The following is a 22,562-nucleotide window of genomic DNA, read 5'->3' as shown; positions in this document are numbered from 1 at the left end:
GGTGATGACTTTGCAACTAGACCAAGCAACTACCGAACAGCTGCGCGAATGGGAAACCACGCTGACTCAAGAATATCAGCAGTTTAAAGCCTCAGGTCTGAATCTTGACCTCACTCGCGGCAAGCCCAGTGCAGAACAACTCTCGCTATCAGACAGCATCAACGAAATTCTAGGCAGCGACCTCAGCAACGAAAGCGGCACTGATTTACGCAACTACGGCGGCTTAGATGGCATACCAGAGTGCAAACGCTTATTTGCTCAAGTACTTGGCGTCACGCCAGAAGAAACCCTAATCGGCGGCAATAGCAGCCTGACGCTAATGTATATGGCCGCACAATTTGGCCTATACCAAGGTTTTGGCGAACTGGCACCCAGCTGGATTAGCGAAGGTGGCAACACTAAGTTCATCGCGCCGGTGCCCGGCTACGACCGCCATTTCAGTGTTTGCGAACACCTCGGCATTGAGCTTATTACCGTGGCCTTAAACGACGACGGCCCAGACATGGACGCCATCGAAGAATTACTGAAAAACGACCCGTCCATCAAAGGCATCTGGTGTGTGCCACGCTTCAGCAATCCCACCGGCACCGTATACTCTGATAGCGTAGTTGATCGCATTGCTCAACTAGGCAAGATTGCCAGCAGCAACTTCCGAGTTTTTTGGGACAACGCCTACGCCGTTCATCAGTTGAGCGACGATGCTCCCGAAATAGCAAACCTGATGGCCAGCTGCCGCAAATATAGCACTGAAGACAGCGTATATTTGTTTGGCTCTACCTCAAAAATCACTTATGCCGGCGCTGGCGTCGCCTTCGCAGGCATGTCTAAAGGTAATTTAAAGGCATTTACCCACCACCTCGGCATGTCACAAATTGGTCCAGACAAGATCAACCAATTGCGCCATGTTCGACTGCTAAAAGACGCCGACGGCATAAAAAATCATATGAGCAAACACGCCGCCGTGCTTAAGCCGCGTTTTGATATTGTGCTTAAACATCTGCGCGAAGGTTTGGGCGAGTCTGGTATGGCTAGCTGGACCGAACCCCAGGGCGGCTATTTTGTGTCCTTCGACACCCTGCCCGGTCTGGCGAAAGAGGTGGTGAAATTAGCCGCCGAGGCCGGCGTTAAGCTAACCCCAGCTGGCGCCACATTCCCCTACGGCAAAGACCCCGCCAACAGCAATATTCGTATTGCTCCCAGCGTGCCCAGCCTAGATGAAATTGACCGCGCCATGGCAGTATTCGTGAACTGCGTTAAGCTGGCCTCAGTAAAACAGCGCCTCCAAAGCGCGGCGTAATGGCTTTATCTCTTAAGTCTATCAGCGGGCGTTTACACTAGGCTCCGTAATACGAGCGAAAAAAAGGGCGCCAATTGGCGCCCTTTTTTATATCTGCGGAACATCACATTACTGCGATGTATCAGCACTATTCACTATCGGGAGTACGGGTAATCGGCCGTCCCGGAACGCTGGGAAAGTGCCGCACATTGCTACCACCCTCGGCATCCACTATTTTGCCGGTGCCTTCCTTTTCAACTTCGTCAATTCGAACAATTGAATGCATAGGAATATAGCTACGCGTTACGCCACTAAATTCATTTTTCAATTTTTCTTCACCTGGATTGACCACAATCTGGCTTTGCTCACCAAACACAAACTCTTCAATTTCTATAAACCCGTACATGTCGCTCTGGTAAATTGCGCGCGCGTAAAGCTCATAAACCTTGCTGTTGTTGTGAAAAATGACTTTATAAATAGGTAGTTGGGCCATAGTCTTTCCATTGTCTCTGGGTACTGCTTTGGGGCACTAATGTAGATAGTTATACACCGGAAAACCGGGCCGCGGATGATAGCATAAATTTGCTAAATCCACCGCACTTCTGGGTTTTAGACGATATTTTAGCTATAATACCTGCCCATTTTATCAGCAGCCTGTTTGCGCCTTATGCCAGAAGAACTCACGTCAAATAACGCCAGCAAAGCGCCAGTGACGGCGACCCCAAGCATCGCTGACAAGCCTAAAAAGCTGTTTATCAAAACCCACGGCTGCCAGATGAATGAGTACGATTCTTCCCGCATTCAGGATTTACTCGGGGTTAGCCATGGCTATGAGCGAACCGACGACCCCAATGAGGCTGACGTGCTTTTGCTCAACACCTGCTCAATTCGCGAAAAAGCACAGGAAAAGGTCTTCCATCAACTTGGCCGCTGGAAAAAACTTAAAGACAAAAACCCAAACCTCAAAATAGGTGTCGGTGGCTGTGTTGCTAGCCAAGAAGGTAGCGATATCGGCAAACGCGCGCCCTATGTCGATCTTATTTTTGGACCACAAACACTGCACCGCGTGCCAGATATGCTCGACGCCAAGAAATTCGACGGCCCGATTATTGTCGACGTCACCTTCCCAGAAATAGAGAAATTCGATTCACTGCCTGAACCCAGCGTGGATGGTCCCAGTGCTTTCGTCTCCATTATGGAAGGCTGCTCCAAATACTGCACCTTCTGCGTCGTGCCGTATACCCGTGGCGAAGAAGTCAGCCGGCCCTTTGAAGACGTTATCACCGAAGTTTCGCAGCTAGCCGCCAAAGGTGTACGCGAAGTAAATTTACTAGGCCAAAATGTAAATGCCTATCGGGGCGAAAACCACGAGGGAGATATTATCGACTTCGCAGAACTGGTGCATTTTGTTGCCCAGGTCGATGGCATTGATCGCATTCGCTACACCACCTCACACCCGGTTGAATTTAGCGAGGCACTTATTCAGGCCTATGCCACCGTGCCGGAATTAGTAAATCATCTTCATCTGCCAGTCCAGCACGGCAGTGACCGCATTTTAGCAGCCATGAAACGCGGCCATACCGCGGATGAATACCGCGCGAAAATAGCCAAACTGAAGACCATTCGTCCCAATATTAGCCTGTCATCAGATTTTATCATCGGCTTCCCCGGCGAAACCGATGAAGACTTCAACGCCACCATGCAGCTTATAAAAGACATTGGTTTCGATCACTCGTTTAGCTTTATCTACAGCGCGCGACCCGGCACGCCGGCAGCGCAATTGCCCGATGAGACGCCAGAAGATGTGAAAAAGGAAAGACTGGCGACCTTGCAGCACCATATCCTGCAAAATGCTGCGCAAATCAGCAGGCAAATGGCCGGCAGCCAGCAGCGGATTTTAGTCACTGGCGTATCGCGTAAAGACCCGGGTGAATTGCAGGGCCGCACCGAAAACAATAGAGTAGTGAACTTCCCCTGCTTAGATAGGGCCGTCATCGGCCAATTTGTGGATGTAAATATATTAGAAGCCTATACCAACTCACTGCGCGGCGAGCTGTGCAACTAAGTGATACTTACTAAGCCTATGCTTTTTATATCTCTTTTATCGCCGCGCCTGCGGCATTCGGTGAACCATTGACTGCACAAGACGTACAACGCGTACTGACACTCGAACCCAATGATAGCCGTCTACTGGCTGATCTTTGTGGCCATCTCGACACCAATCTCAAATTGATTGAGAGACGCTTAAACGTTCGCATTGCCGCACGCGCCAACACCTTCCAAATCAATGGCAACACCAATGCCGTTGATGACGCGGTGCAGCTAATTAAACACCTCTATAACGAAAGCCAAAACGGCAGCACCCTCAATACTGAAACGGTACACCTGCACCTACAAGAATCAGGCATAGAACAACTCAGCAGCCCCACGACCATCGACGACGTGCCCGTGGTTATTCAAACTAAAAAAGCCAGCATCAAACCCCGTGGTAAAAATCAGCAGCTCTACGTCAAGGCGATTCAAAGCTGTGATATCAACTTTGGCATTGGCCCCGCCGGCACAGGCAAAACCTATCTCGCGGTGGCCTGCGCGGTAGAGGCATTAATATCGAATCAAGTTCAACGTATTTTGCTCGTTAGACCCGCGGTGGAAGCGGGTGAAAAACTGGGTTTTTTACCCGGTGACTTGGCGCAGAAAATAGACCCCTACCTACGCCCACTTTACGACGCGCTCTATGAAATGGTGGGCGTAGAAACCGTCACCAAATTAATTGAACGCAATATTATTGAAATCGCCCCGCTGGCCTATATGCGCGGTAGAACCCTGAACGACTCCTATATTATTTTGGATGAAGCGCAGAACACCACCCGCGAACAAATGAAAATGTTCTTAACCCGCATCGGCTTTGGCTCTACCGCGGTAATCACTGGTGACGCCACCCAGATAGATTTACCCCGCGGCACACCGTCTGGACTCACTCACGTCATGAAAGTACTTGGTGATATTGACGGCATTAGCATGACCCATTTTGCAGCCAAAGATGTGGTTCGCCACCCGTTAGTCCAGCGCATTGTTGAAGCCTATGCTGCCTTTGAAGCTGACAACGAAGCACCGCGATGAATACTGCCATAGCCCTAGAGCTGGATTTGCAAATTGCCTGTAATGCGACAAATCTGCCCACAGAACAAGACTTTAGACTTTGGGCTACAACTGCACTCCAAGGGCTGCGCGACGAGGCGGAACTAAGCATACGCCTCATCGATGAGAGCGAAAGCGCCGAATTAAATATGCAGTATCGGCAAAAAGCCGGCCCAACCAATGTATTATCGTTTCCGGCTGATCTCCCCCCAGAACTCGAACTCCCACTGCTTGGCGATCTCGCCATCTGCAAGCAAGTGGTAGAGCGTGAGGCGGCGGATCAGCACAAAGCCTGCCTAGATCACTGGGCGCATATGGTAATTCACGGTACACTCCATCTTTTAGGCTACGACCATATTGAAGATGACGAAGCCGAAGATATGGAAGCGCTAGAAATTGCGCTCCTAAAAACGCTGAATATCAGCAACCCCTATACCCCTATTTTGTGAGGACAGCACCCAAAACCATGAGCGAAGATCGATCTAGCACCGATCCAAGTGACAAATCTTGGATCGAGAAAATAGCCTATGCTTTTTCATCTGAACCCAAAACACGGGAAGATCTATTTGAATTGCTTGCTGTTGCCAAACAGAATGAAGTCATTGATGACGACGCCATAAGTATTGTTGAAGGCGCGATGCATATCAGTGATATGCAGGCCAGAGAAATCATGGTCCCTCGCCCGCAAATGGTGGTATTGAAAGCTGACCAGCCGCTCAGCGAACTCCTCCCTATGATTATCGACACCGGTCACTCTCGCTACCCTGTCATCGGTGACACCCTCGACAACGTGCTGGGCATTTTGCTATCCAAAGATTTGCTGCCGCTGTTATGGAAATTTGAAACTAGCGCCGACATCGACATCCGCGATATTTTACGCCCCGCCACCTTGGTGCCAGAGAGCAAGCGCCTGAATGTGCTGCTGCGGGACTTCCGCGAAAAGCGTCACCACATGGCGGTTGTTATTGATGAATACGGCGGCGCCGCCGGCCTTATTACCATTGAAGACATCCTTGAACAGATTGTCGGTGAGATTGAAGACGAGTACGACGAAGACGACGATCTGCCCATTCGCAAGATTGCTGAAAACGATTTTGTAGTGCAGGCGCTCACACCAATCGATGATTTTAACGACCACTTCAATGCGCGCTTTAGTGACGATGAGTTCGACACCATCGGCGGCCTGCTGCTGAAGGCCTTTGGCCATCTTCCCAGCCGCAATGAAGTCACGCGACTCGAAAATTACGAATTCAAAGTAGTGAACGCCGATAGTCGGCAAATTCATCTATTGCGGATGCGCAAGCTCGAGGAAGAAGAATAGTTCTAGGTCGCGAATCCCGAATACAAAAGGGGCCGGAAATTTCCTACCCCTTTTGCACTTACCTCTATATTAGCGTCTACAATGACTCTAGCAATCGCTTATGTTTACCCGCGTAGAGGCCAGTATGTTCGACGACCAAACCCTAACCACCCTCAAGACCATCGCCAGCACCTTTATAGAATATAGCGCCTTGCTATTTTTAGTCGTCCTGGGACTAGGAGCGATCTACTTAGTTTTTCTCTACATCAGTGATATCACCCAAACCCAACACGCCATACGCCGTAACTATCCTATTATCGGCCGCTTTCGCTATATCTTCGAACACCTTGGCGAATTTTTCCGCCAATACTTTTTTGCTATGGATCGCGAAGAGCTGCCCTTTAACCGCTCGCAGCGTTCTTGGGTATACCGCGCCGCCAAAAATATCGACAACACCATTGCATTTGGCTCCACGCGGTCACTGAACCAAGCTAATGAAGTGCTGTTCATGAACTGCTTATTCCCCACCCTAAGCCAAGACGCCGCGCCCACCAATGCCGTCACTATCGGCGAGGGCTTTGCCAAGCACCCCTATACTAGCTCAGCGATCTTTAATATTTCGGGCATGAGCTTTGGTGCAATTTCCAAGCCCGCCATCCGCGCTCTGAGCGCCGGCGCAAAAGAAGCGGGTATTTGGCTCAACACCGGCGAGGGCGGACTCTCGCCCTACCACCTAGAATCCGGCTGCGACATCGTGTTTCAAATCGGCACGGCAAAATACGGCGTCCGCGACGCCGAAGGTAATCTCAGCGACGAGAAACTAAAAGTTATCGGCGCCCACCCCGAAGTGCGAATGATCGAGATCAAACTCAGCCAAGGTGCAAAACCCGGCAAAGGCGGGATATTGCCCGGCGGTAAAGTAACAGCAGAAGTCGCAAAAATTCGCGGTATCGAAATCGGTAAAGACTCCATCAGCCCCAACGGCCATCCCGACATTCACAATATCGACGAACTCTTAGACATGGTGGTAAGGATTCGCGATATCACCGGCAAGCCGGTGGGCTTCAAGGTGGTTATCGGTTTCTCTGAATGGCTGGACGAGCTAGGTGAAATCATTCACAAACGCGGCCTTAAATACGCGCCGGACTTCATCACCATCGACAGCGCCGATGGCGGCACCGGCGCCGCACCGCAAAGTTTAATGGACTACGTTGGCCTGCCTATTCGCCGCAGCCTGCCCTTGGTGGTAGACAAACTCAACGAATACAATTTACGCAAACGCATTAAAGTTATTGCCTCGGGTAAAATGATCAACCCCGCCGAAGCGGCATGGGCGCTGTGCGTAGGTGCTGATTTTATTGTTAGCGCCCGGGGCTTTATGTTTGCGCTAGGCTGCATCCAAGCCCTGCAATGTAATAAAAACACCTGCCCCACCGGCATCACTACCCACGACCCCGAATTACAGCGCGGCTTAGTACCAGAGAATAAGGCCACTAGAGTTAAGAACTACGCGCTAAATTTAATGCACGAAGTCGGTGTTATTGCCCACTCCTGCGGCGTTAAAGAAGCCCGCGCCTTAACCCGAGAACATGTTTATCTTATCGACAACAGAGGCAGTCCAGAGCCACTGACCGATCGCTTCCCTGAAAAGACCCCCAAACCGCAGTATCTAATTGCCAGCACCGCTGACGATAGTCACAACAATGAAAGCGCTGACACGCATTCGGCAATACCTATCACCGCGAGCAAAGATGCACGGCCGCGCTAATTCATGGTTTTGCGCTAGCCCCAAGCCCGGAGCGTCGATACACTAGGCCTCCATAAAATCTTGAATGGCCGGATCAACGCCCTGTGAAAATCAGTCCCTACCTATTTGTTGCAGTCGCCGGCGCTAGCCTTACCCTTTCACTCGCCCCCTTTGACTTGTGGTGGCTAGCCATTATTGCCATGGCCACCCTCGCCGCCAGTATGAACACCGCCTCAGCAAAACAGGGCTTTATGCTTAGCTGGTGTTTTGGCAGCGCCAGCTTTGCCACCGGCGTGTCCTGGGTTTATGTCGCCATGCACGATTTCGGCGAAACCCCCGCGGTACTTGCCATCCCCATGACCGCTGTATTTTGTATCGGTCTGGGCTTGGTACCCGCGCTCTTCGGCTACTGCTACTGTCGTTGGATTCGCGATGGTATTGCGGGCAAGACCCTGGGCTTTGCCGCCATGTGGGTATTATCAGAATGGCTGCGTGGTTGGGTATTAACCGGCTTTCCCTGGCTCTACCTCGGTTATGGACATCTGCACACCGCCATGGCCGGATGGTCGCCCATCATCGGTGTTTACGGACTGAGCTTTTGGGTGGCATTAAGCGGCGCAGCGCTTGCCCACTGCATCACCGCCAGCCCATCAATAAAACGTCAAGGCTATGCCACTCTGGCCGGCTGCATCGCTTTATTTGGCTTGGGCTATTCTCTGCAGCAACATGAATGGACCACAGCCGACGCCAAACCACCGCTGCGTATTGGCGCGGTGCAATCCAATATCTCGCAAGAAAGAAAATGGGCCTACGAACAGTACTGGGCGACACTTGAACTCTACGATCTGGCCTCTGAGCAATTGTGGGCAGACTCCGATCTAGTGATCTGGCCAGAAGCCGCCATCCCTGCGCTCTATCACAACGTCACATCTTTTTTTGATTATATTGCCGAACGCGCAGCGGCCAACAACAGCGCCCTTATCACTGGCGTTCCCACCAAATCTGACGACGACATGTACAACTCAGTAATGGTTATCAGCGGCGGCGAAGGCATATATCACAAGCAACGCTTGGTTCCTTTTGGCGAGTATGTGCCCTTGGCCCATTACATTCGTGGTCTGATTAAATTCTTTGACCTGCCAATGTCGAGCTTTTCCCGTGGCGGCCCAGATCAGGGGCACCTGCAAGTGAAAGGCTGGCAGCTAGCGCCATCAATTTGCTACGAAGTAGCCTACCCCGACCTCGTTGCCCGCAGCGCACGCGATTCCGATCTGCTATTCACCATCAGTAACGACGCCTGGTTCGGTCACTCAATCGGCCCGGACCAGCATATGCAAATGGCGCAAATGCGCGCGCTGGAAAATGGCCGCGAGCTAATTCGTGTCACTAGCACCGGCATCACCGCACTGGTCGATCATCGCGGCAATATCCGCACTCGCATTCCCTCGTTCACCGCCACCAACCTAAAAGGCCTAGTACACGCCCGCAGCGGCACCACACCGTTCACGCGTTACGGCTCAACGCCGATAATTCTTCTGTGTATCGGATTGGTGCTATGCGCAGGATTTAGACGCCGGTCGAGTCCGGCCTGATCAAGGCGAATAGTGCCAATGAGTCGCTGAATTTCGAATCATCAACTTAAGCAGTTAATAAAATTGGCTATATACGTGTCTCAACACGCCAATTTCGCCAGAAATTCACTGCTTATACATTCTCATATTTTGTTATCTCTGTGTCTTACGGCGCGGTGAACAGTAGCGCCATTCCCACTATCTCCCTGACGACTTACATAACTCATTGAAATCGCGCTATGATCAGGAGCAGGGAATATCTGGTAGAAATACAGGGAATTAGTCGTCGTTTGACCGGTGCTCATTAATAGTGATGCAGCCATCTCATTGAATTCCCCTAATTTTTTTAACGCTCACTAAAGTCTCTGCTTTGATAAGGGGGCAGAGTGATAAAAGGCGCGAGTCCATAGATACTGTTATGTTACCAAGTTAGATTGAGCCAATTATCACAAAAGCGAGGATAAGCAATGGAAGTGAATAAAAGTTATGTAATGTGGAACAATAAAGGAGGTGTCGGGAAAAGTACTATCACTTTTCATGTGGCATCAGTATATGCAGAAAAGAATTTGGATCGTGATGTAATTGTTGTGGATATGTGCCCACAGGCAAATTCATCTTCAATGTTGATGGGAGGGGGCAAACCTAGTGAAGCGAAACTCCAGGAGTTGATATCGAAGTATGAACCACAAAGCATTGTTGGTTACATTACAGAGGCAACCCTTAACGGGGATGCGGATGTAAATAAATTCATCACTAAATTGAGTGATGTAAACGGTAATGTTAGCGACAATTTATATCTGATTTCTGGGGATGGTAATCTGGAGCTTATCGCACCACTACTTTCTGAGCGGGCGGAGGCCACCCCATTATCTGCCTCAGACAATCCGTGGATAAAAATTCACTCTATAATTCGAGAATTGACTAAAAAGAGAATTAATACTGAAAGACCTTGCACCTACTTTATTGATACAAATCCTAGCTTTGCAATTTACACCCAATTAGCGATAGTGGGTGGTGATAAATTACTAGTCCCCATAAACGCAGACGATTCTTCAATTTTTGCAATAACAGGGTTGTTCAATCTTATTTGGGGTACATCTGTAAGTCATCCCGTATATGGTAAGTACACATTTGCCTCTAAGGCAAAAAGTCATAACCTTGAATTACCTAAGATTTCATTTTTGCTCGGTAATAGATTCACGCAAAAAAAGGGAGCCGCACATGCATTTAAGGCGCTGTCAAATGAAGCAATTCAAAAAATGTACACTGAGTTTAAAAATAATCCTGACAAATTTGAAACTTCAAGTGTTGAAATTAACAATGTGAGTGATTTTGAGGCAGCATATAGCGTCGAGTTAAGGGACTTCAATAGCGCTGGCGTGGTAGCCGCAAACCAAGGTTTGCCTCTCAGTAAAATGGATCAGCATACCTACGAAGTGTATGGAGAAAAAATACAGGTTGCCAAAGAGCAGCGTGATAAATGCAAAGAAACAATTGAGTCTTTAGTATCAAAACTTTAATCAGCGGAACATACAAGGCCAGGCAATCCGACCGCGCTGCGGCTGGGACAACAAAACCTACGGCTTCGTCTGGCCGAGTGTAAGGCGTTTAATTAACTATGCCATCACTCAAAGAAATAAACGAAGACTCAATACGACGTGATATACAAGAGTTATTGAGACGATTTGAAAGCTCTTTGCCAACTCGTGTTGACCCGGCTGGATTGACGCTGAAATCAAAAATCCCATTCAAAGCGCTCTCGCTAAAAGAGCTTTTGTACCACCGAATTACATCTATTTCTGTATCTGCGATCGAGCTATATGACCAAAATCGAAGAGTGCCAGCATATATTTTGATGAGGTCAGCATTAGAAACAAGTGCTTTATGTTTTATGCTTCGAAAAAAGCTGGAGGAATACCTAGAGAATAAAGACATTGATCAGCTCGATGATTTTTTAATGAAGGCCGTCTCGGGTGGACGAGACCAAAGTGCGAAATTACCTGCTATCAATGTACTGACCTGCATTAAACATGTAAGCAAAGATTTTTCCAATTTTGGCACAATGTATAAATTGCTCTGCGAGTATGCGCACCCCAATTACCATGGCACCCTCGCCTCTTTCGGGACAGTTGATCAAACTAATATATGGTTAGATTTAGGGGTCGAGAAAATACAACCACCGCCAGAATTCGGACTAGTCCCGTTTTTTATGGCGCTTCTACTATTTGAAAAACAATACAATGGATGTGCCAGCTTAATCGAAGAACTAAGTAACCATTTCGAAAACAAAAGTTAACAAGTACGCGCAGTTGCTAACTAGAAGCAGAGCAGAGTAAATGTGAAGAATTGAAGTTGTTAACTGTGAAAATGAATGGCCCCATCTATTTTATGATTGAAAAACAATTGTTAGTCTCAAGTTTGCCTATAAAGAATTTATGGGTTCACCATATTGGCAGCAAGACAATATATGGCCTTGCAGCTAAACCAGTAATTGATATATTAATTGACCTTTTTTCGCCCTCCCTGGGCGACTTAGTTATTCGGCACTAGGTGCCTCACCCTACGGGTCGCCAAAAAGCGGCGATCAATTAAAAAGCGAATTGTCTTTTTACGAAAAAAGAAGTAAGCAAGAAATTCGCCCGCTATCACTCACCCTTCGGGTACCCTCTCCTCGCAAAAATCCAATGGGAACGCTGCGGAACTCGCCTTCGGCTCAGACAGTCCTCGCTAAAAACATCCCATTGAATTTCTGCGATGCTCGGTGAGTTCAAAAGCGGGACTGCGAGCGGTGCCTTATTCTGGCATCAGAAAAATTTGTAGTTTTGCTAAGAAACTTGCAGCTTACGCCAATGTCCCTTCAGCGCCGCTGAGCACTGCAGCAAGTAACAGGTTAAGCGGGAAACTGTTTGAGCCGGAGGCGAGTTTTTTCCGGGGCACGCTGCCCGCGCCGTTACTTGCGAAGCGCGGACAGAATCGATGGCGCTTTTTGCCATCGACGGTGATGTAGGGTGCCTTTTTTCTTTGCTTACTTTCTTTTTGGGCAAGCAAAAAGAAAGTGAGTCGCCCAGCGAGGGCGAAACCAAGGCTTGCAGTCGGCGCAAAAAACATTCCGATGATCAGATATCGAGACAACGGCATTCGCTGCGCTCACATGGATACCCGATCGGAGTCGGGTATGACAAGACACCAAGAATACTCATCGTCACGAACAATGTAGTTATTACCAAAACTATAGAAACCCGCGCCAATGTCCCTTCAGCACCGCTGAGCACTGCAGCAAGCAACGGATTAAGCGGGAAACTGTTTGAGCCGGAGGCGAGTTTTTTCCGGGGCACGCTGCCCGCGCCGTTGCTTGCGAAGCGCGGAGGGAATCGATGGCGTTTTTTGCCATCGACGGTGATGCAGGGTGCCCTTTTTCTTTGCTTACTTTATTTTTGGGCCAAGCAAAAAGAAAGTTAGTCGCCCAGCGAGGGCGAAACCAAGGCTTACAGTAAATCTCCAAAACATTTCAATTAGCGAGCATCAAAACAACGGCATTCGCTTCGCTCACATGAATACCCGATCGGGGTCGGGTATGACGGTGGTCTTGCTTGCGATCCACTTTATTCTGTCATCCTCAACTCGATTGAGGATCCATAGACCGCAGACTTGTCACCGCGGCGTACTCCGCTAAAACCAAAGACATTCGCCGCGCTCACATGGATACCCGATCCAGCCTAGTATGACGAAATACTAAAGAATACCGCCCCTTGCGGAGCGTAGTTTTAAGCAAACGCCCACAGCTCCCGCCGCGAGGGCAAAAATAGACACTTATTCATAGACCTCTTAGCTGTTAGAATACCGGCCCACAACTTATTCGCCCGCTGTACAGAGACCTGACACCGCCAATGGACCAACATTACGCCCCCCGTGACATCGAGACCTGCGCCCAACAATTTTGGCAGGATCAAAACAGTTTCGCCGCCGTCGAAGACGCCAGCCGCGAAAAATACTATTGCCTGGCGATGTTCCCCTACCCCAGCGGCAAACTGCACATGGGCCATGTTCGCAATTACAGCATTGCAGATGTGATATCGCGCTATCAGCGCATGCTGGGTAAAAACGTCTTGCAACCTATGGGTTGGGATGCGTTTGGTTTGCCAGCAGAGAACGCGGCGGTAAAAAACAAGACTGCGCCAGCTAAATGGACCGTTGAAAACATCGCCTATATGCGCGATCAGCTCAAACAACTGGGCTTTGCCTACGACTGGAATCGCGAGTTTGCCACCTGTAAGCCAGACTACTACCGCTGGGAGCAGTGGTTCTTCACCCGCCTTTACGAAAAAGGCATGGTCTACAAAAAGACCTCCGCGGTGAACTGGTGTCCGGTTGACGAAACCGTATTAGCGAACGAGCAGGTCATCGATGGCTGCTGCTGGCGCTGCGACACCCAGGTTCAGCGCAAAGAGATTCCCCAGTGGTTTATTAAAATCACCAGTTACGCCGATCAACTACTTAACGATCTAGACCAGCTAGACGGCTGGCCCGAGCAAGTTAAGACCATGCAACGCAACTGGATTGGCCGTTCACAAGGCGTACAAATGCGCTTTGATCTTGACGCGCCGATCGCGGGCATGGACAGCTTTGAGGTTTATACCACCCGCCCCGACACCCTCATGGGCGTTACCTACGTGAGCCTGGCGGCAGAGCATCCTATCAGCCTTGAAATTGCCAAGAACAATCCTGCGCTAGCCACATTTATTGACGAATGCCGCAATAGTTCTGTCGCCGAGGCGGACATGGCCGTCATGGAAAAGAAAGGCATGTTCACCGGCCTAGCTGCGCGCCACCCCATCACCGGCGAATCCGTACAAGTGTGGATCGCCAATTACGTCTTAATGGATTACGGCACCGGCGCCGTCATGGCAGTGCCCGCTCACGATCAGCGCGATTATGAGTTCGCAAAAAAATATGATCTGGCTATCAATCAAGTTATCGCACCAGAGAATGGCGAAGCCATCAATATTGATGACGGCGCCTTTACAGAAAAAGGCGTGCTAATCAATTCTGGCGCTTTCGACGGCTTGAATTTTGAAGACGCATTTACAGCGATTTCTGATGAACTGGTCGCGCAAAACAAAGGCCAGGTCACCACCAACTACCGACTTCGTGACTGGGGTGTTTCTCGTCAACGTTACTGGGGTGCACCGATCCCGATTTTCAATCTACCTAACGGTGGTGAAATTGCGGTCCCCGCGCACAAGCTGCCCATCCTACTCCCAGAAGACGTTGAGATGGACGGTGTGCAATCGCCCATTAAAGCCGACCCAGAATGGTGTAAGGACGATCTCGATGGCGTCGCGGTAGAGCGTGAAACTGATACCTTCGATACCTTTATGGAGTCTAGCTGGTACTACGCGCGCTTCACCTGCCCCGACTTTGAAGACGGCATGCTTGACCCCGATCGCGCCAATTACTGGCTGCCGGTAGACCAATATGTCGGCGGCATTGAACACGCCATTCTTCACCTCTTATACGCACGCTTTTTTCACAAATTAATGCGTGATGAAGGTCTGCTGGATTCCGACGAGCCCTTCAAACAACTGCTTTGCCAGGGCATGGTATTGAAAGACGGCAGCAAAATGTCCAAGTCCAAGGGCAATACTGTCGACCCACAATTCCTGATTGAGCAATACGGTGCCGACACGGTTCGCCTGTTCATCATGTTTGCCGCGCCGCCAGAACAAAGTTTGGAATGGTCTGACAGCGCAGTGGAAGGCTCGCACCGCTTCCTTAAACGGCTGTGGAAATTAGCAGCGACCCACCTTGAAGCTGGGAATGCACCCGCGCTTACGCCTGAGAGTTTAACTGGACCGCAGCAAGACCTGCGCCGTAAAACTCACGAGACTATTGCCAAGGTAAGCGATGATTTTGGTCGCCGTCTAACCTTTAATACCGCGATTGCGGCGGTGATGGAATTAATTAATGAAGTGTCTCGCTTCCAAGGCCAAAGCGAGCAATGCATCGCAGTAGAGCGCGAGGCCATAGAAGCCGCCGTGCTTTTACTGGCGCCGATTGTGCCGCATATTAGCCACCAACTATGGCTCAACCTTGGCCACAGCGATGCGGTTATTGATGCGCCTTGGCCACAAGTAGACGAGGCCGCATTGGTACGCAATACTATAAAAATGGCCGTGCAAGTGAATGGCAAACTGCGAGCGACCATTGAAGTCGCCGCCGATGCCGACGGTGAGAGCATCAAGAAATTGGCGCGGGAGCAGGAAAACGTGCAGCGTTTTCTAGCAGATTTAACCATCCGCAAAGAAATTTTTGTTCCTAAAAAACTGGTAAATATCGTTGCTAACTAAGCTGACACTAAAAACGCTCATCGCCGCAGCCTGCCTGATACTGGCAGGCTGCGGTTTTGCACTACGCGGTGACACCAGCATAGACGCTATGTTGCAACCGATTTATATTGCCAGCGACCGCCCTAGCCAGGAGCTTAGCCTGTCACTAAAACGGCAATTTGCGATTAACGATGTCGCGATCAGCAAGTACCGCAAGAACGCGAAATTAATTGTGATTGTAAAACTGCTGGACGAAGACAAACGCAGTGTTGCCATAGATCGCGAAGCCCGCGACGCGGAGTACGCGCTATTTGAATCTGCCAGCATCGAACTGCAAAACCCCGATGGCACTAATCTGCGCGGCCCCCAAACTCTGCAACAACGTCGCCTGATTGTTAACGACCCAGACAACCCCCTTGGTGAAGAAACCGAATCGACCATTGTTCGCGCCGAGATGCGCGAGCAGCTGAGTATTCGCCTCGCTCGGCAAGTAGAATTCTGGTCACATCAAATTCAAGACGCTCGCTAATGCGGATAAGGTCAGAACAACTCGCCGGACAACTCAGCAAGCAGTTACTGACTGCCTACTTAGTGTGTGGCGACGAACTGCTTATTACCCAGGAATGTTGCGACACCATTCGCCAGCACTGCCGAAAAGAAGGTATTAGCGAGCGCGAAGTCCTCAATGTTGATCGCAGCTTTGACTGGGGCCAATTGCTAGACGCCGGCCAGTCGATGTCATTATTCGGCGAGCGCAAGCTTATTGAACTCCGCCTTGGCGGCAGCAAAATGGATCAAAAAACGTCGGCGGCACTACAGGAATATCTGCAGCGCGCCGACGGCAGCAACATCTTATTAGTTAGCTGTGGCAAGCTCGACAGCCGCAGCATGAACAGCAAGTGGGTGAAAGCGCTGGACAGCGCTGGCGCCGTTATTCAAGTCTGGCCGATTGATCGCCAACATCTGAATAACTGGATCATGCAGCGCATGCGCAATATTGGTCTGAATGCCGATAACGACGCAGTACAGCTCTTGGCAGACCGAGTTGAGGGTAATCTACTCGCCGCCGACCAAGAAATTTCTAAACTCAAAATTTTAGCCGGTGAAAAAACCATCACCGCCGACATTGTCGCCAATGCCGTCGCCAGTAGCGCTCGCTATGACGTATTTAAGCTAATTGATACCGCACTGGCAGGCAATGCCGGCAATGCCCTGCAAATGCTAAATAGCCTGCAGGCCGAGGGCGGCGAAGACATCGCCATGTTAGGTGCCATCACCCGAGAAATTCGCACCCTCTACCAATGCGCGCAGCAATTGGAACAGGGCGGCGGTGTAGACCGAGTTTTAGATGGCGCCCGGGTATGGGACAAACGCAAAACACTCTACAAAAATGCGCTGCGCCGCTTAAAAAGCGTTCAACTCGGCAAACTTCTGCAGCTCGCCACCCGCATAGATGCCGCGCAAAAAGGCCAGAGCAAGGAAAACGGCAGTGTGCTATTCGCTAATTTGGTCGCACTCTTAGCCGGCCAGCAACTCTCCGAGCTCGCTTAATCCTTAGCAAACTCAGTCAGCATTTACCGTCATCAAAAAACTGGAATGGATTCAGAATCTGAATCTTGAATTCGACGCCCCGCAAGCAAAGCAAAGGGCGTCAACAATATGAGTTTAACCACCAATCCCAGCCAAGCCCTCAAATAAACTATCTAAAGCAGACAGGGGCAATACACTCAGGCCTTGCAGCAACGGTGGCAGCACTAGGGTATCGAGGTCATAAGTCACTTCACGCACCACTACAAGCAAGCCGGTGCTGATAAATTTAGGACCCAGGCCAATGGCATCGCTAATCTCGGCGGGGGCAAATTGCTCTATTGGAATAACCTTAAGCAGCAAATTAGCCAGCAAATCGTCGGTGGTAGACACCAGCACTTGACCGACTTCACTAGTGCTGACATTGCCCACTGCGTCGATAACGCGGGTCACGTCAAACAGTAATTCTGACAGCAAACTCAAGGCGCCACCTACCACCGGCACACTGCCGCCTTCCTCTTCGATACTGTCGACAATACCTTGGATGTTGGCGGCCAAATTACTCAATGGGTCAGTCAGACCTCGCAAGTCGGCGCTCGCCGCATCATCTTCGCTACCCGCCTCGCCGCTAAACTGCTCCAGCGCGGCACTGAGCTGATCAAACGGTGCGGGTAGGCCTTCATCACCAGTAGCCGGTATTGCGCTCTGCAAACTTTGCAATGCGTACAACAGCGCTTGCGCCGCACGCTCACCGCCGGCTAGAGCCAATTCTGGGTTCTGCTCAGTTGCCGCACCCTGCAGGCCAGTTAATAGGGAGTCCGCCACTTCCAACAGCGCATTACCAGACTCACCAACCGCCGCCACCACACCTGCGAGATTTTCCTCTGGAATCGCAGCAGCAAGGGTCGCGAAGCCATCCGCAAACTGGGCTTGAACAGGATCAAGATTACCGTCCTGAGCACCGACATCAAATCCCGACTCCCCTGCTAAGGGATTGGTAAAGCCATCTGATTCAGGCAAGCCAATGGCAGCTTGCTGGCTTTGTTCACGTCGAAATGCAGGCTGCGGTGCGGTCAATGAACCCAAACCTAGGGCCGCATCATCTGGATTGACTTGATAAACTTCAGCGACCATTTTATCGCCCTTAATCTCCACCCAAACAAAACCGTAGCTATCGCCTTTTTCGTAATAGACCGCATTGTCATCACGGTTCTCCAAACTGCGGGTTTTACTCGCCGCGCCAGAAACGATAAAACTAGTTTTGCCGCAGGACGCCACTGGCATTAGCCATTGCAGATCATGATCGTGGCCGGCAAAGAAGAAGTCCGCTTTATCACACACGGTCTCTTCTAAAAATGCCTTATAGCGGCTGCCTGCCAATACTGGCGCCACAAACCCCGGTATACCATCATAATTACCGGCATTGCCGTGGGAGCCGTTGGAGAGATAGGGGTGATGTGCAAAGGCAATTTTCCACTTGGCTTTGCTGTTTGCCATTGCCGCCTTTAACCACTGGGCTTGCGCCAGACCATAGTTGTTGTAAGAGTAATTTTCATCGCTGTCGGGAAAGCCGCCGGCGATTTGATTAGAGTCAACAGCAAAAAATTCGACCAACGGCTCCGCCGCATCACCACCTTGAATTAAACGATAGTAGCGTGCAGGCATATGCCAGCGTGATGTTTGGCGTGGCTGCTCGGGATGCAGCGCATCACGGTAGTGGTAATCGACCTGAAAATCACCATTCGAATTGTTCGCGCCATCGCCACCAAAGAATCCGCTATTATCATGGTTGCCCAGCACCATATAAAACGGCAAGTCGATGGGCGCAAAAGGTAGTTCAAATTTTTCTTCAAACTGGGGATCTAGCTCGGAGCTCACCCCAGATTCATAAATATTATCACCCAGCCCCAGCACTATATCGCACGATTTTACAGCGCAGACTTTAGCGACCGCCTCACCCACCGCATAGGCGCCAGCACTGCCGCTACCACTATCACCGAGCAAGATCATTCTTACCGCCGGTTCAGTGATGCCATCGGGTGTTTCGTCTACCGGTGTTTGGTCAACAAGCTCGTCATCCACCGCTGCCGGCGAAGGACTGTTAGAAGACGAACCACCACAGGCGGCCAAGGCAACCATAAAGCTAAGTAGTAGTAAATTGGCTAGGTATCTCATTACATTTCTCTCGGATTCTTTTGTGCTGATATTCTGCGGCTGGTGTAATTTCAATCTCTACAAGCACGATCAGACTTTAGGATATGACACCGGCGTATCTTCAATAAGCCGACTGCTACCGCTATTTACCATCAGGGTTTTTACCTTAGCCGACTCCACCCCCGACTCCGCGGCGGAATCAATATTCTTGGCATAGTAGAATTCTGCCTGCGCGCGCTGATGAGTTACATCCATCAGTATAAAACCGTGATTCTTCAGGTCGGTATATTTCATATGTGGATTCACCACCGGCAATACCGCAGACACCAATTCCGCAGCGCCATCGGGAAAGCCGGGAGAGGTGATACTAGGCGCGACAAACTCAACACCCAAGGGCTCTTCAAAGACGCCACCTGTGACTACCGCACTGCTTTTATAAAGCTCATTCGCCCAGCTGGTGTGAATATCTCCGGTGAGTACCACCAGATTATTAATGCTATTTTCCTCGACAAAATCGAGTATTTCTTCACGCTCTACCGGATAGCCATCCCACTGATCCATATTGATGGCTACCAGCGGACTGAAATCATTAGTCGGGACGCCCGGCAGCAGACGTTGGATTTCAAGTAATTGCAGTTGCGCAAACATCACCTGCTGACCAACAAATTTCCATTGCCCTTGGGCGATACCTAATTTATTTTTAAACCATTCTTTTTGGGTTTGACCCAAGAGATCACGGGCATCGGCTCGGGCGGGATCAACTGGATTTCCGAGCTGCTTAACACGGCCCTCAAGCCGCGTATCAAGCATAATAAAATCGGCTAAGTCACCGTAGCGAAAAGCGCGATATATACTGTCTTCACTCGCCGTTGGCGGCCGAATAGGCATCCACTCAAAATAAGCCTGTATAGCCTGCGCCTTACGCGCTGGCCATTCGCCCTCACCCTCGCTGTGATTTTCTGCGCCATCCATATAAGAGTCATTTGCGGATTCGTGGTCATCCCAAATGGTAATAAAGGGATGCAGCGCATGCGCCGCTTGAAGATCGACATCTTTGCGGTAGTGAGCGTAGCGACGACGATAGTCATCAAGCACCAAAATCTCATGGGGTGGATCGAGTAAGCGCTGGGCATTATCGCCGTATTCACCATCAGCATATTCGTAAATATAATCGCCGAGGTGCAAGACAAAATCGAGATCGGGGCGATTGGCAATCATGCGGTAGACCGAGAAATACCCGTGGGGATAGCTACTACATGAACATACCGCATAACGCAGACGTTCTGCGTACTGCCCTGGGGTCGGCAGAGTTAATGCCCGCCCTAGTGGCGACTGGGTATCGCCAACTGAAAAGCGATACCAGTACTGCGTCTCTGATAATAAACCCGCCGCATCAAACTTAACCGTGTAATCCCGTTCGGCACTGGTATTGAATATTTCCGACAGCACAATGCTGCTAAACTCACGATCTTCAGAGACCTCGCACAACACCGGGATATCGCCCGAGGGCGTTTGTGTTGGGGTGACTCGCGTCCAGAGAATCACGCGATCATCTAAGGGATCACCACTCGCCACGCCGTGAACAAATGACACATCGATATCCGAGGTCGGCGGAATCGATGGTGACGAACTGGAACCAGAATTACTGCTACCACCACAGGCGGTCAGTATTGGTACCGCGATGGAAGCCGTAGTCACTGCGCGTAAAAAATGTCGTCTCTTCACGGAAAACTCTCTCGTGCTGTCATCAAAAAGTAAAAAAATGATAACCTAGCGGTGTTACAAAGAGATTTCAAAAATCGCACTGTTACAAAGTCGTTACGGAGACAAGCTCGACAGATGAAGAAGCTCACTATTTTTTCCACCTGCGTTCTATTATTGGCTTGTAGCAGTAAGCCCATTCCGTTTACTGATTATTTGGTAAAAAACCTATTGCGCGATAATCTTGAAGCACTGGCGACACCGGCTATTTTTGATGTCGAAGATATTGCGGTGAAAACCATCGAGGCCACAGAAACAACCGGCATAGCGACCGCCCACGTGAGACTGCGCTTCCCCGAAGATTTCGATACCGTAGTGAGCTTGCGCAGATTAGAGCCCTACAGCGTGACATACCTGCAATACAAAAGTAGCTTTGGCAAATTTGCTGCAGGAGAAAGCCAAGTCCACTACGCGGAATATAAATTTGAGCGCCGTGACGGCAAGTGGTTTATTGCGGGCAGCCGCGCTATGTCCCCGCCGGAAGTCTTCCCCGCGGCGGGAAGTGCAGCCACCCAAGAATGAAGCCGACCTTATGCAATTCGCATTAGGGTAAAAATAAGCTAGCCTATGAGTTTTGATAGCCGTGATTAGCGCCCGGCCGGCGGTTGATAAATAGTCATTAAGCCCGACACAAAATTCAGCGGCCTCAGATAAAACGGTGTTAAACTGGAGTTTCAGTTTTGACCTGCCACTATTCCTCAGCCGCTTCCCCGCTTTTTTCATGCCTCAAGCTGGGTGGCTCAGGAACGACGGACTTGCACTAGGGTGCCTCACTCTAGCTTAGTTTTACTGTCAGGCAGTTATATCACTGTCACTTTGTAGTTTGTCTATTCCGCTTTCTTAGCCTCCCAGACAACTACTCAGTTTTTTCCAAGGGCCTTTACGTCTCTATCGTCAAACGCAGTGAGAGTCTTATGCAACAGTTAACCGATGCCGGCAACAATATCGTCAATGACCTGTCAGGCCGCTACAACTTAAGTCGAGATGCTGTGATTCATATGCTGGTTGCCGTCAACAACGGTGGCAGCTCCATGGCCCAATTTAACTGCCCTGAGCTTGGCGGTTCCGGCCAATGGATGCGCGGTGGAATGACTATGGTAGGCGATATGTTCAACTACGGACTAAAGAATACCGTCAATAACCTGTGTGGTGAATTAGCTAACGCACTGGCCAATAACCAAATGTTCCCAGTGATCCCCGCCGGCACACCCGGCAGTCAGAACTGGTGGCCTGGAAATTTGGGTAGGCCCTTTAGTAGTGGCTCACAGAACAATATCCGCTATGCGGTCTTTCCCAATCGCTTAGCGATTGAGTTGAATGGCCAGGTGTCGGTATACGACACGCTCAATAACAATATTAGCGGCGTCAGCCAGCAACAGGGTGGCAATACCTCACTCACTTTTAGCAGTCAGTTTGGCACCATAGCCGTGAGTAGTTTGCCGTTAATTTCCGGCCCCGGTATTGCACCCGCACCACAAACTAATTTTGCCTCGCGAACGCCGCAAAAACCCGCGCCCACATATCAGGAACAAACTTCCAGCAACAATGCGCCACGGGCAAATTCGTCGTCATCAACAGACACTCAGACCATCCTTGGATTGATAGAAAAATTAGCGCAATTACGCGATGCCGGCGCCTTAACCGAAGATGAGTTTAATACCAAAAAACGCGAATTACTCAGCCGCCTTTAAGACCGCTTAGAGCCCTAGCTAAATACTTTATGTCACTGCCGCAATTATAGCGGCAGCGACTTTGTATGTTG

Annotated in this window: 19 protein-coding genes; 16 read left to right on the top strand and 3 right to left on the bottom strand. The window is 50.1% G+C overall.

Annotation, left to right across the window (positions count from 1 at the left end; genetic code table 11):
- Nucleotides 1–10: 10 nt before the first annotated feature.
- The gene (locus AB4875_RS05415) at nucleotides 11–1,297 is read left to right on the top strand and encodes an aspartate aminotransferase type Ic (protein WP_368375034.1); all 1,287 of its coding nucleotides are present in this window, start codon (nucleotides 11–13) and stop codon (nucleotides 1,295–1,297) included.
- Nucleotides 1,298–1,424: 127 nt separating this feature from the next.
- Here AB4875_RS05415 and AB4875_RS05410 read toward each other — a convergent pair whose 3' ends face one another.
- Nucleotides 1,425–1,769 (bottom strand): DUF1820 family protein, encoded by a 345-nt coding sequence (locus tag AB4875_RS05410; RefSeq protein WP_368375033.1) that lies wholly within the window; start codon nucleotides 1,767–1,769, stop codon nucleotides 1,425–1,427.
- Between the two features lie 174 nt (nucleotides 1,770–1,943).
- Here AB4875_RS05410 and miaB point away from each other — a divergent pair, with 174 nt between their 5' ends.
- The 13 genes from miaB (at nucleotide 1,944) to holA (ending at nucleotide 16,909) form a co-directional block, all read left to right on the top strand.
- On the top strand, nucleotides 1,944–3,341 hold the full coding sequence (miaB, locus tag AB4875_RS05405; RefSeq protein WP_368375032.1) for a tRNA (N6-isopentenyl adenosine(37)-C2)-methylthiotransferase MiaB: 1,398 nt from the start codon (nucleotides 1,944–1,946) through the stop codon (nucleotides 3,339–3,341).
- 68 nt (nucleotides 3,342–3,409) lie between these two features.
- Nucleotides 3,410–4,396 (top strand): PhoH family protein, encoded by a 987-nt coding sequence (locus AB4875_RS05400; RefSeq protein ID WP_368375031.1) that lies wholly within the window; start codon nucleotides 3,410–3,412, stop codon nucleotides 4,394–4,396.
- A complete protein-coding gene (ybeY, locus tag AB4875_RS05395; RefSeq protein WP_368375030.1) occupies nucleotides 4,393–4,863 on the top strand; it encodes an rRNA maturation RNase YbeY in 471 nt (156 codons plus the stop codon). Before AB4875_RS05400 ends, ybeY begins: the two co-directional genes overlap by 4 nt.
- Nucleotides 4,864–4,880: 17 nt before the next feature.
- The gene (locus AB4875_RS05390) at nucleotides 4,881–5,735 is read left to right on the top strand and encodes a CorC family transporter (protein WP_368375029.1); all 855 of its coding nucleotides are present in this window, start codon (nucleotides 4,881–4,883) and stop codon (nucleotides 5,733–5,735) included.
- A gap of 100 nt (nucleotides 5,736–5,835) precedes the next feature.
- On the top strand, nucleotides 5,836–7,482 hold the full coding sequence (locus AB4875_RS05385; protein WP_438273516.1) for an FMN-binding glutamate synthase family protein: 1,647 nt from the start codon (nucleotides 5,836–5,838) through the stop codon (nucleotides 7,480–7,482).
- An 83-nt stretch (nucleotides 7,483–7,565) separates the two neighbouring features.
- Nucleotides 7,566–9,053 (top strand): apolipoprotein N-acyltransferase, encoded by a 1,488-nt coding sequence (gene lnt, locus AB4875_RS05380; RefSeq protein WP_368375028.1) that lies wholly within the window; start codon nucleotides 7,566–7,568, stop codon nucleotides 9,051–9,053.
- A gap of 446 nt (nucleotides 9,054–9,499) precedes the next feature.
- On the top strand, nucleotides 9,500–10,552 hold the full coding sequence (locus AB4875_RS05375) for a ParA family protein (RefSeq protein ID WP_368375027.1): 1,053 nt from the start codon (nucleotides 9,500–9,502) through the stop codon (nucleotides 10,550–10,552).
- A gap of 98 nt (nucleotides 10,553–10,650) precedes the next feature.
- Nucleotides 10,651–11,328, top strand: a complete 678-nt coding sequence (locus tag AB4875_RS05370) for a hypothetical protein (RefSeq protein ID WP_368375026.1) — start codon at nucleotides 10,651–10,653, stop codon at nucleotides 11,326–11,328.
- Nucleotides 11,329–11,399: 71 nt separating this feature from the next.
- Nucleotides 11,400–11,582: a GrpB family protein gene (locus AB4875_RS05365; protein ID WP_368377048.1), complete on the top strand. Its 183-nt coding sequence runs from the start codon at nucleotides 11,400–11,402 to the stop codon at nucleotides 11,580–11,582.
- A 426-nt stretch (nucleotides 11,583–12,008) separates the two neighbouring features.
- Complete coding sequence (locus tag AB4875_RS05360; RefSeq protein ID WP_368375025.1) at nucleotides 12,009–12,491, top strand: hypothetical protein; 483 nt, start codon at nucleotides 12,009–12,011, stop codon at nucleotides 12,489–12,491.
- A gap of 428 nt (nucleotides 12,492–12,919) precedes the next feature.
- Complete coding sequence (gene leuS, locus AB4875_RS05355) at nucleotides 12,920–15,379, top strand: leucine--tRNA ligase (protein ID WP_368375024.1); 2,460 nt, start codon at nucleotides 12,920–12,922, stop codon at nucleotides 15,377–15,379.
- Entirely contained in the window at nucleotides 15,369–15,887 is a 519-nt protein-coding gene (locus tag AB4875_RS05350) for an LPS-assembly lipoprotein LptE (protein ID WP_368375023.1), read from the top strand. The genes leuS and AB4875_RS05350 overlap by 11 nt, the downstream gene beginning before the upstream one ends.
- The gene (gene holA / locus AB4875_RS05345; RefSeq protein ID WP_368375022.1) at nucleotides 15,887–16,909 is read left to right on the top strand and encodes a DNA polymerase III subunit delta; all 1,023 of its coding nucleotides are present in this window, start codon (nucleotides 15,887–15,889) and stop codon (nucleotides 16,907–16,909) included. Before AB4875_RS05350 ends, holA begins: the two co-directional genes overlap by 1 nt.
- Nucleotides 16,910–17,023: 114 nt before the next feature.
- Here the strand turns inward: holA and AB4875_RS05340 are convergent, their stop codons facing one another.
- Both AB4875_RS05340 and AB4875_RS05335 read right to left on the bottom strand, forming a co-directional pair.
- On the bottom strand, nucleotides 17,024–19,060 hold the full coding sequence (locus AB4875_RS05340) for a metallophosphoesterase (RefSeq protein WP_368375021.1): 2,037 nt from the start codon (nucleotides 19,058–19,060) through the stop codon (nucleotides 17,024–17,026).
- A 69-nt stretch (nucleotides 19,061–19,129) separates the two neighbouring features.
- Nucleotides 19,130–20,764, bottom strand: coding sequence for an alkaline phosphatase D family protein (locus tag AB4875_RS05335; RefSeq protein WP_368375020.1), 1,635 nt, complete (start codon nucleotides 20,762–20,764; stop codon nucleotides 19,130–19,132).
- Nucleotides 20,765–20,878: 114 nt separating this feature from the next.
- Here AB4875_RS05335 and AB4875_RS05330 point away from each other — a divergent pair, with 114 nt between their 5' ends.
- On the top strand, nucleotides 20,879–21,322 hold the full coding sequence (locus AB4875_RS05330; protein ID WP_368375019.1) for a hypothetical protein: 444 nt from the start codon (nucleotides 20,879–20,881) through the stop codon (nucleotides 21,320–21,322).
- 392 nt (nucleotides 21,323–21,714) lie between these two features.
- Complete coding sequence (locus tag AB4875_RS05325; RefSeq protein ID WP_368375018.1) at nucleotides 21,715–22,491, top strand: SHOCT domain-containing protein; 777 nt, start codon at nucleotides 21,715–21,717, stop codon at nucleotides 22,489–22,491.
- The last annotated feature ends 71 nt before the right edge of the window (nucleotides 22,492–22,562 follow it).

The organism is Zhongshania sp. R06B22, from assembly GCF_040892595.1.
Classification (GTDB): Bacteria; Pseudomonadota; Gammaproteobacteria; order Pseudomonadales; family Spongiibacteraceae; genus Spongiibacter; species Spongiibacter arctica.
This window is presented reverse-complemented; position numbering and strand designations above follow the sequence as displayed.

Excerpts from the sequence above, each read along its gene's own strand:
- AB4875_RS05410 (WP_368375033.1), bottom strand. The coding sequence starts at position 1,769 with ATGGCCCAACTACCTATTTATAAAGTCATTTTTCACAACAACAGCAAG.
- miaB (WP_368375032.1), top strand. The coding sequence starts at position 1,944 with ATGCCAGAAGAACTCACGTCAAATAACGCCAGCAAAGCGCCAGTGACG.
- ybeY (WP_368375030.1), top strand. The coding sequence starts at position 4,393 with ATGAATACTGCCATAGCCCTAGAGCTGGATTTGCAAATTGCCTGTAAT.
- AB4875_RS05390 (WP_368375029.1), top strand. The coding sequence starts at position 4,881 with ATGAGCGAAGATCGATCTAGCACCGATCCAAGTGACAAATCTTGGATC.
- AB4875_RS05385 (WP_438273516.1), top strand. The coding sequence starts at position 5,836 with ATGTTTACCCGCGTAGAGGCCAGTATGTTCGACGACCAAACCCTAACC.
- AB4875_RS05375 (WP_368375027.1), top strand. The coding sequence starts at position 9,500 with ATGGAAGTGAATAAAAGTTATGTAATGTGGAACAATAAAGGAGGTGTC.
- AB4875_RS05370 (WP_368375026.1), top strand. The coding sequence starts at position 10,651 with ATGCCATCACTCAAAGAAATAAACGAAGACTCAATACGACGTGATATA.
- AB4875_RS05365 (WP_368377048.1), top strand. The coding sequence starts at position 11,400 with ATGAATGGCCCCATCTATTTTATGATTGAAAAACAATTGTTAGTCTCA.
- AB4875_RS05360 (WP_368375025.1), top strand. The coding sequence starts at position 12,009 with ATGGCGCTTTTTGCCATCGACGGTGATGTAGGGTGCCTTTTTTCTTTG.
- leuS (WP_368375024.1), top strand. The coding sequence starts at position 12,920 with ATGGACCAACATTACGCCCCCCGTGACATCGAGACCTGCGCCCAACAA.
- holA (WP_368375022.1), top strand. The coding sequence starts at position 15,887 with ATGCGGATAAGGTCAGAACAACTCGCCGGACAACTCAGCAAGCAGTTA.
- AB4875_RS05340 (WP_368375021.1), bottom strand. The coding sequence starts at position 19,060 with ATGAGATACCTAGCCAATTTACTACTACTTAGCTTTATGGTTGCCTTG.
- AB4875_RS05330 (WP_368375019.1), top strand. The coding sequence starts at position 20,879 with ATGAAGAAGCTCACTATTTTTTCCACCTGCGTTCTATTATTGGCTTGT.
- AB4875_RS05325 (WP_368375018.1), top strand. The coding sequence starts at position 21,715 with ATGCAACAGTTAACCGATGCCGGCAACAATATCGTCAATGACCTGTCA.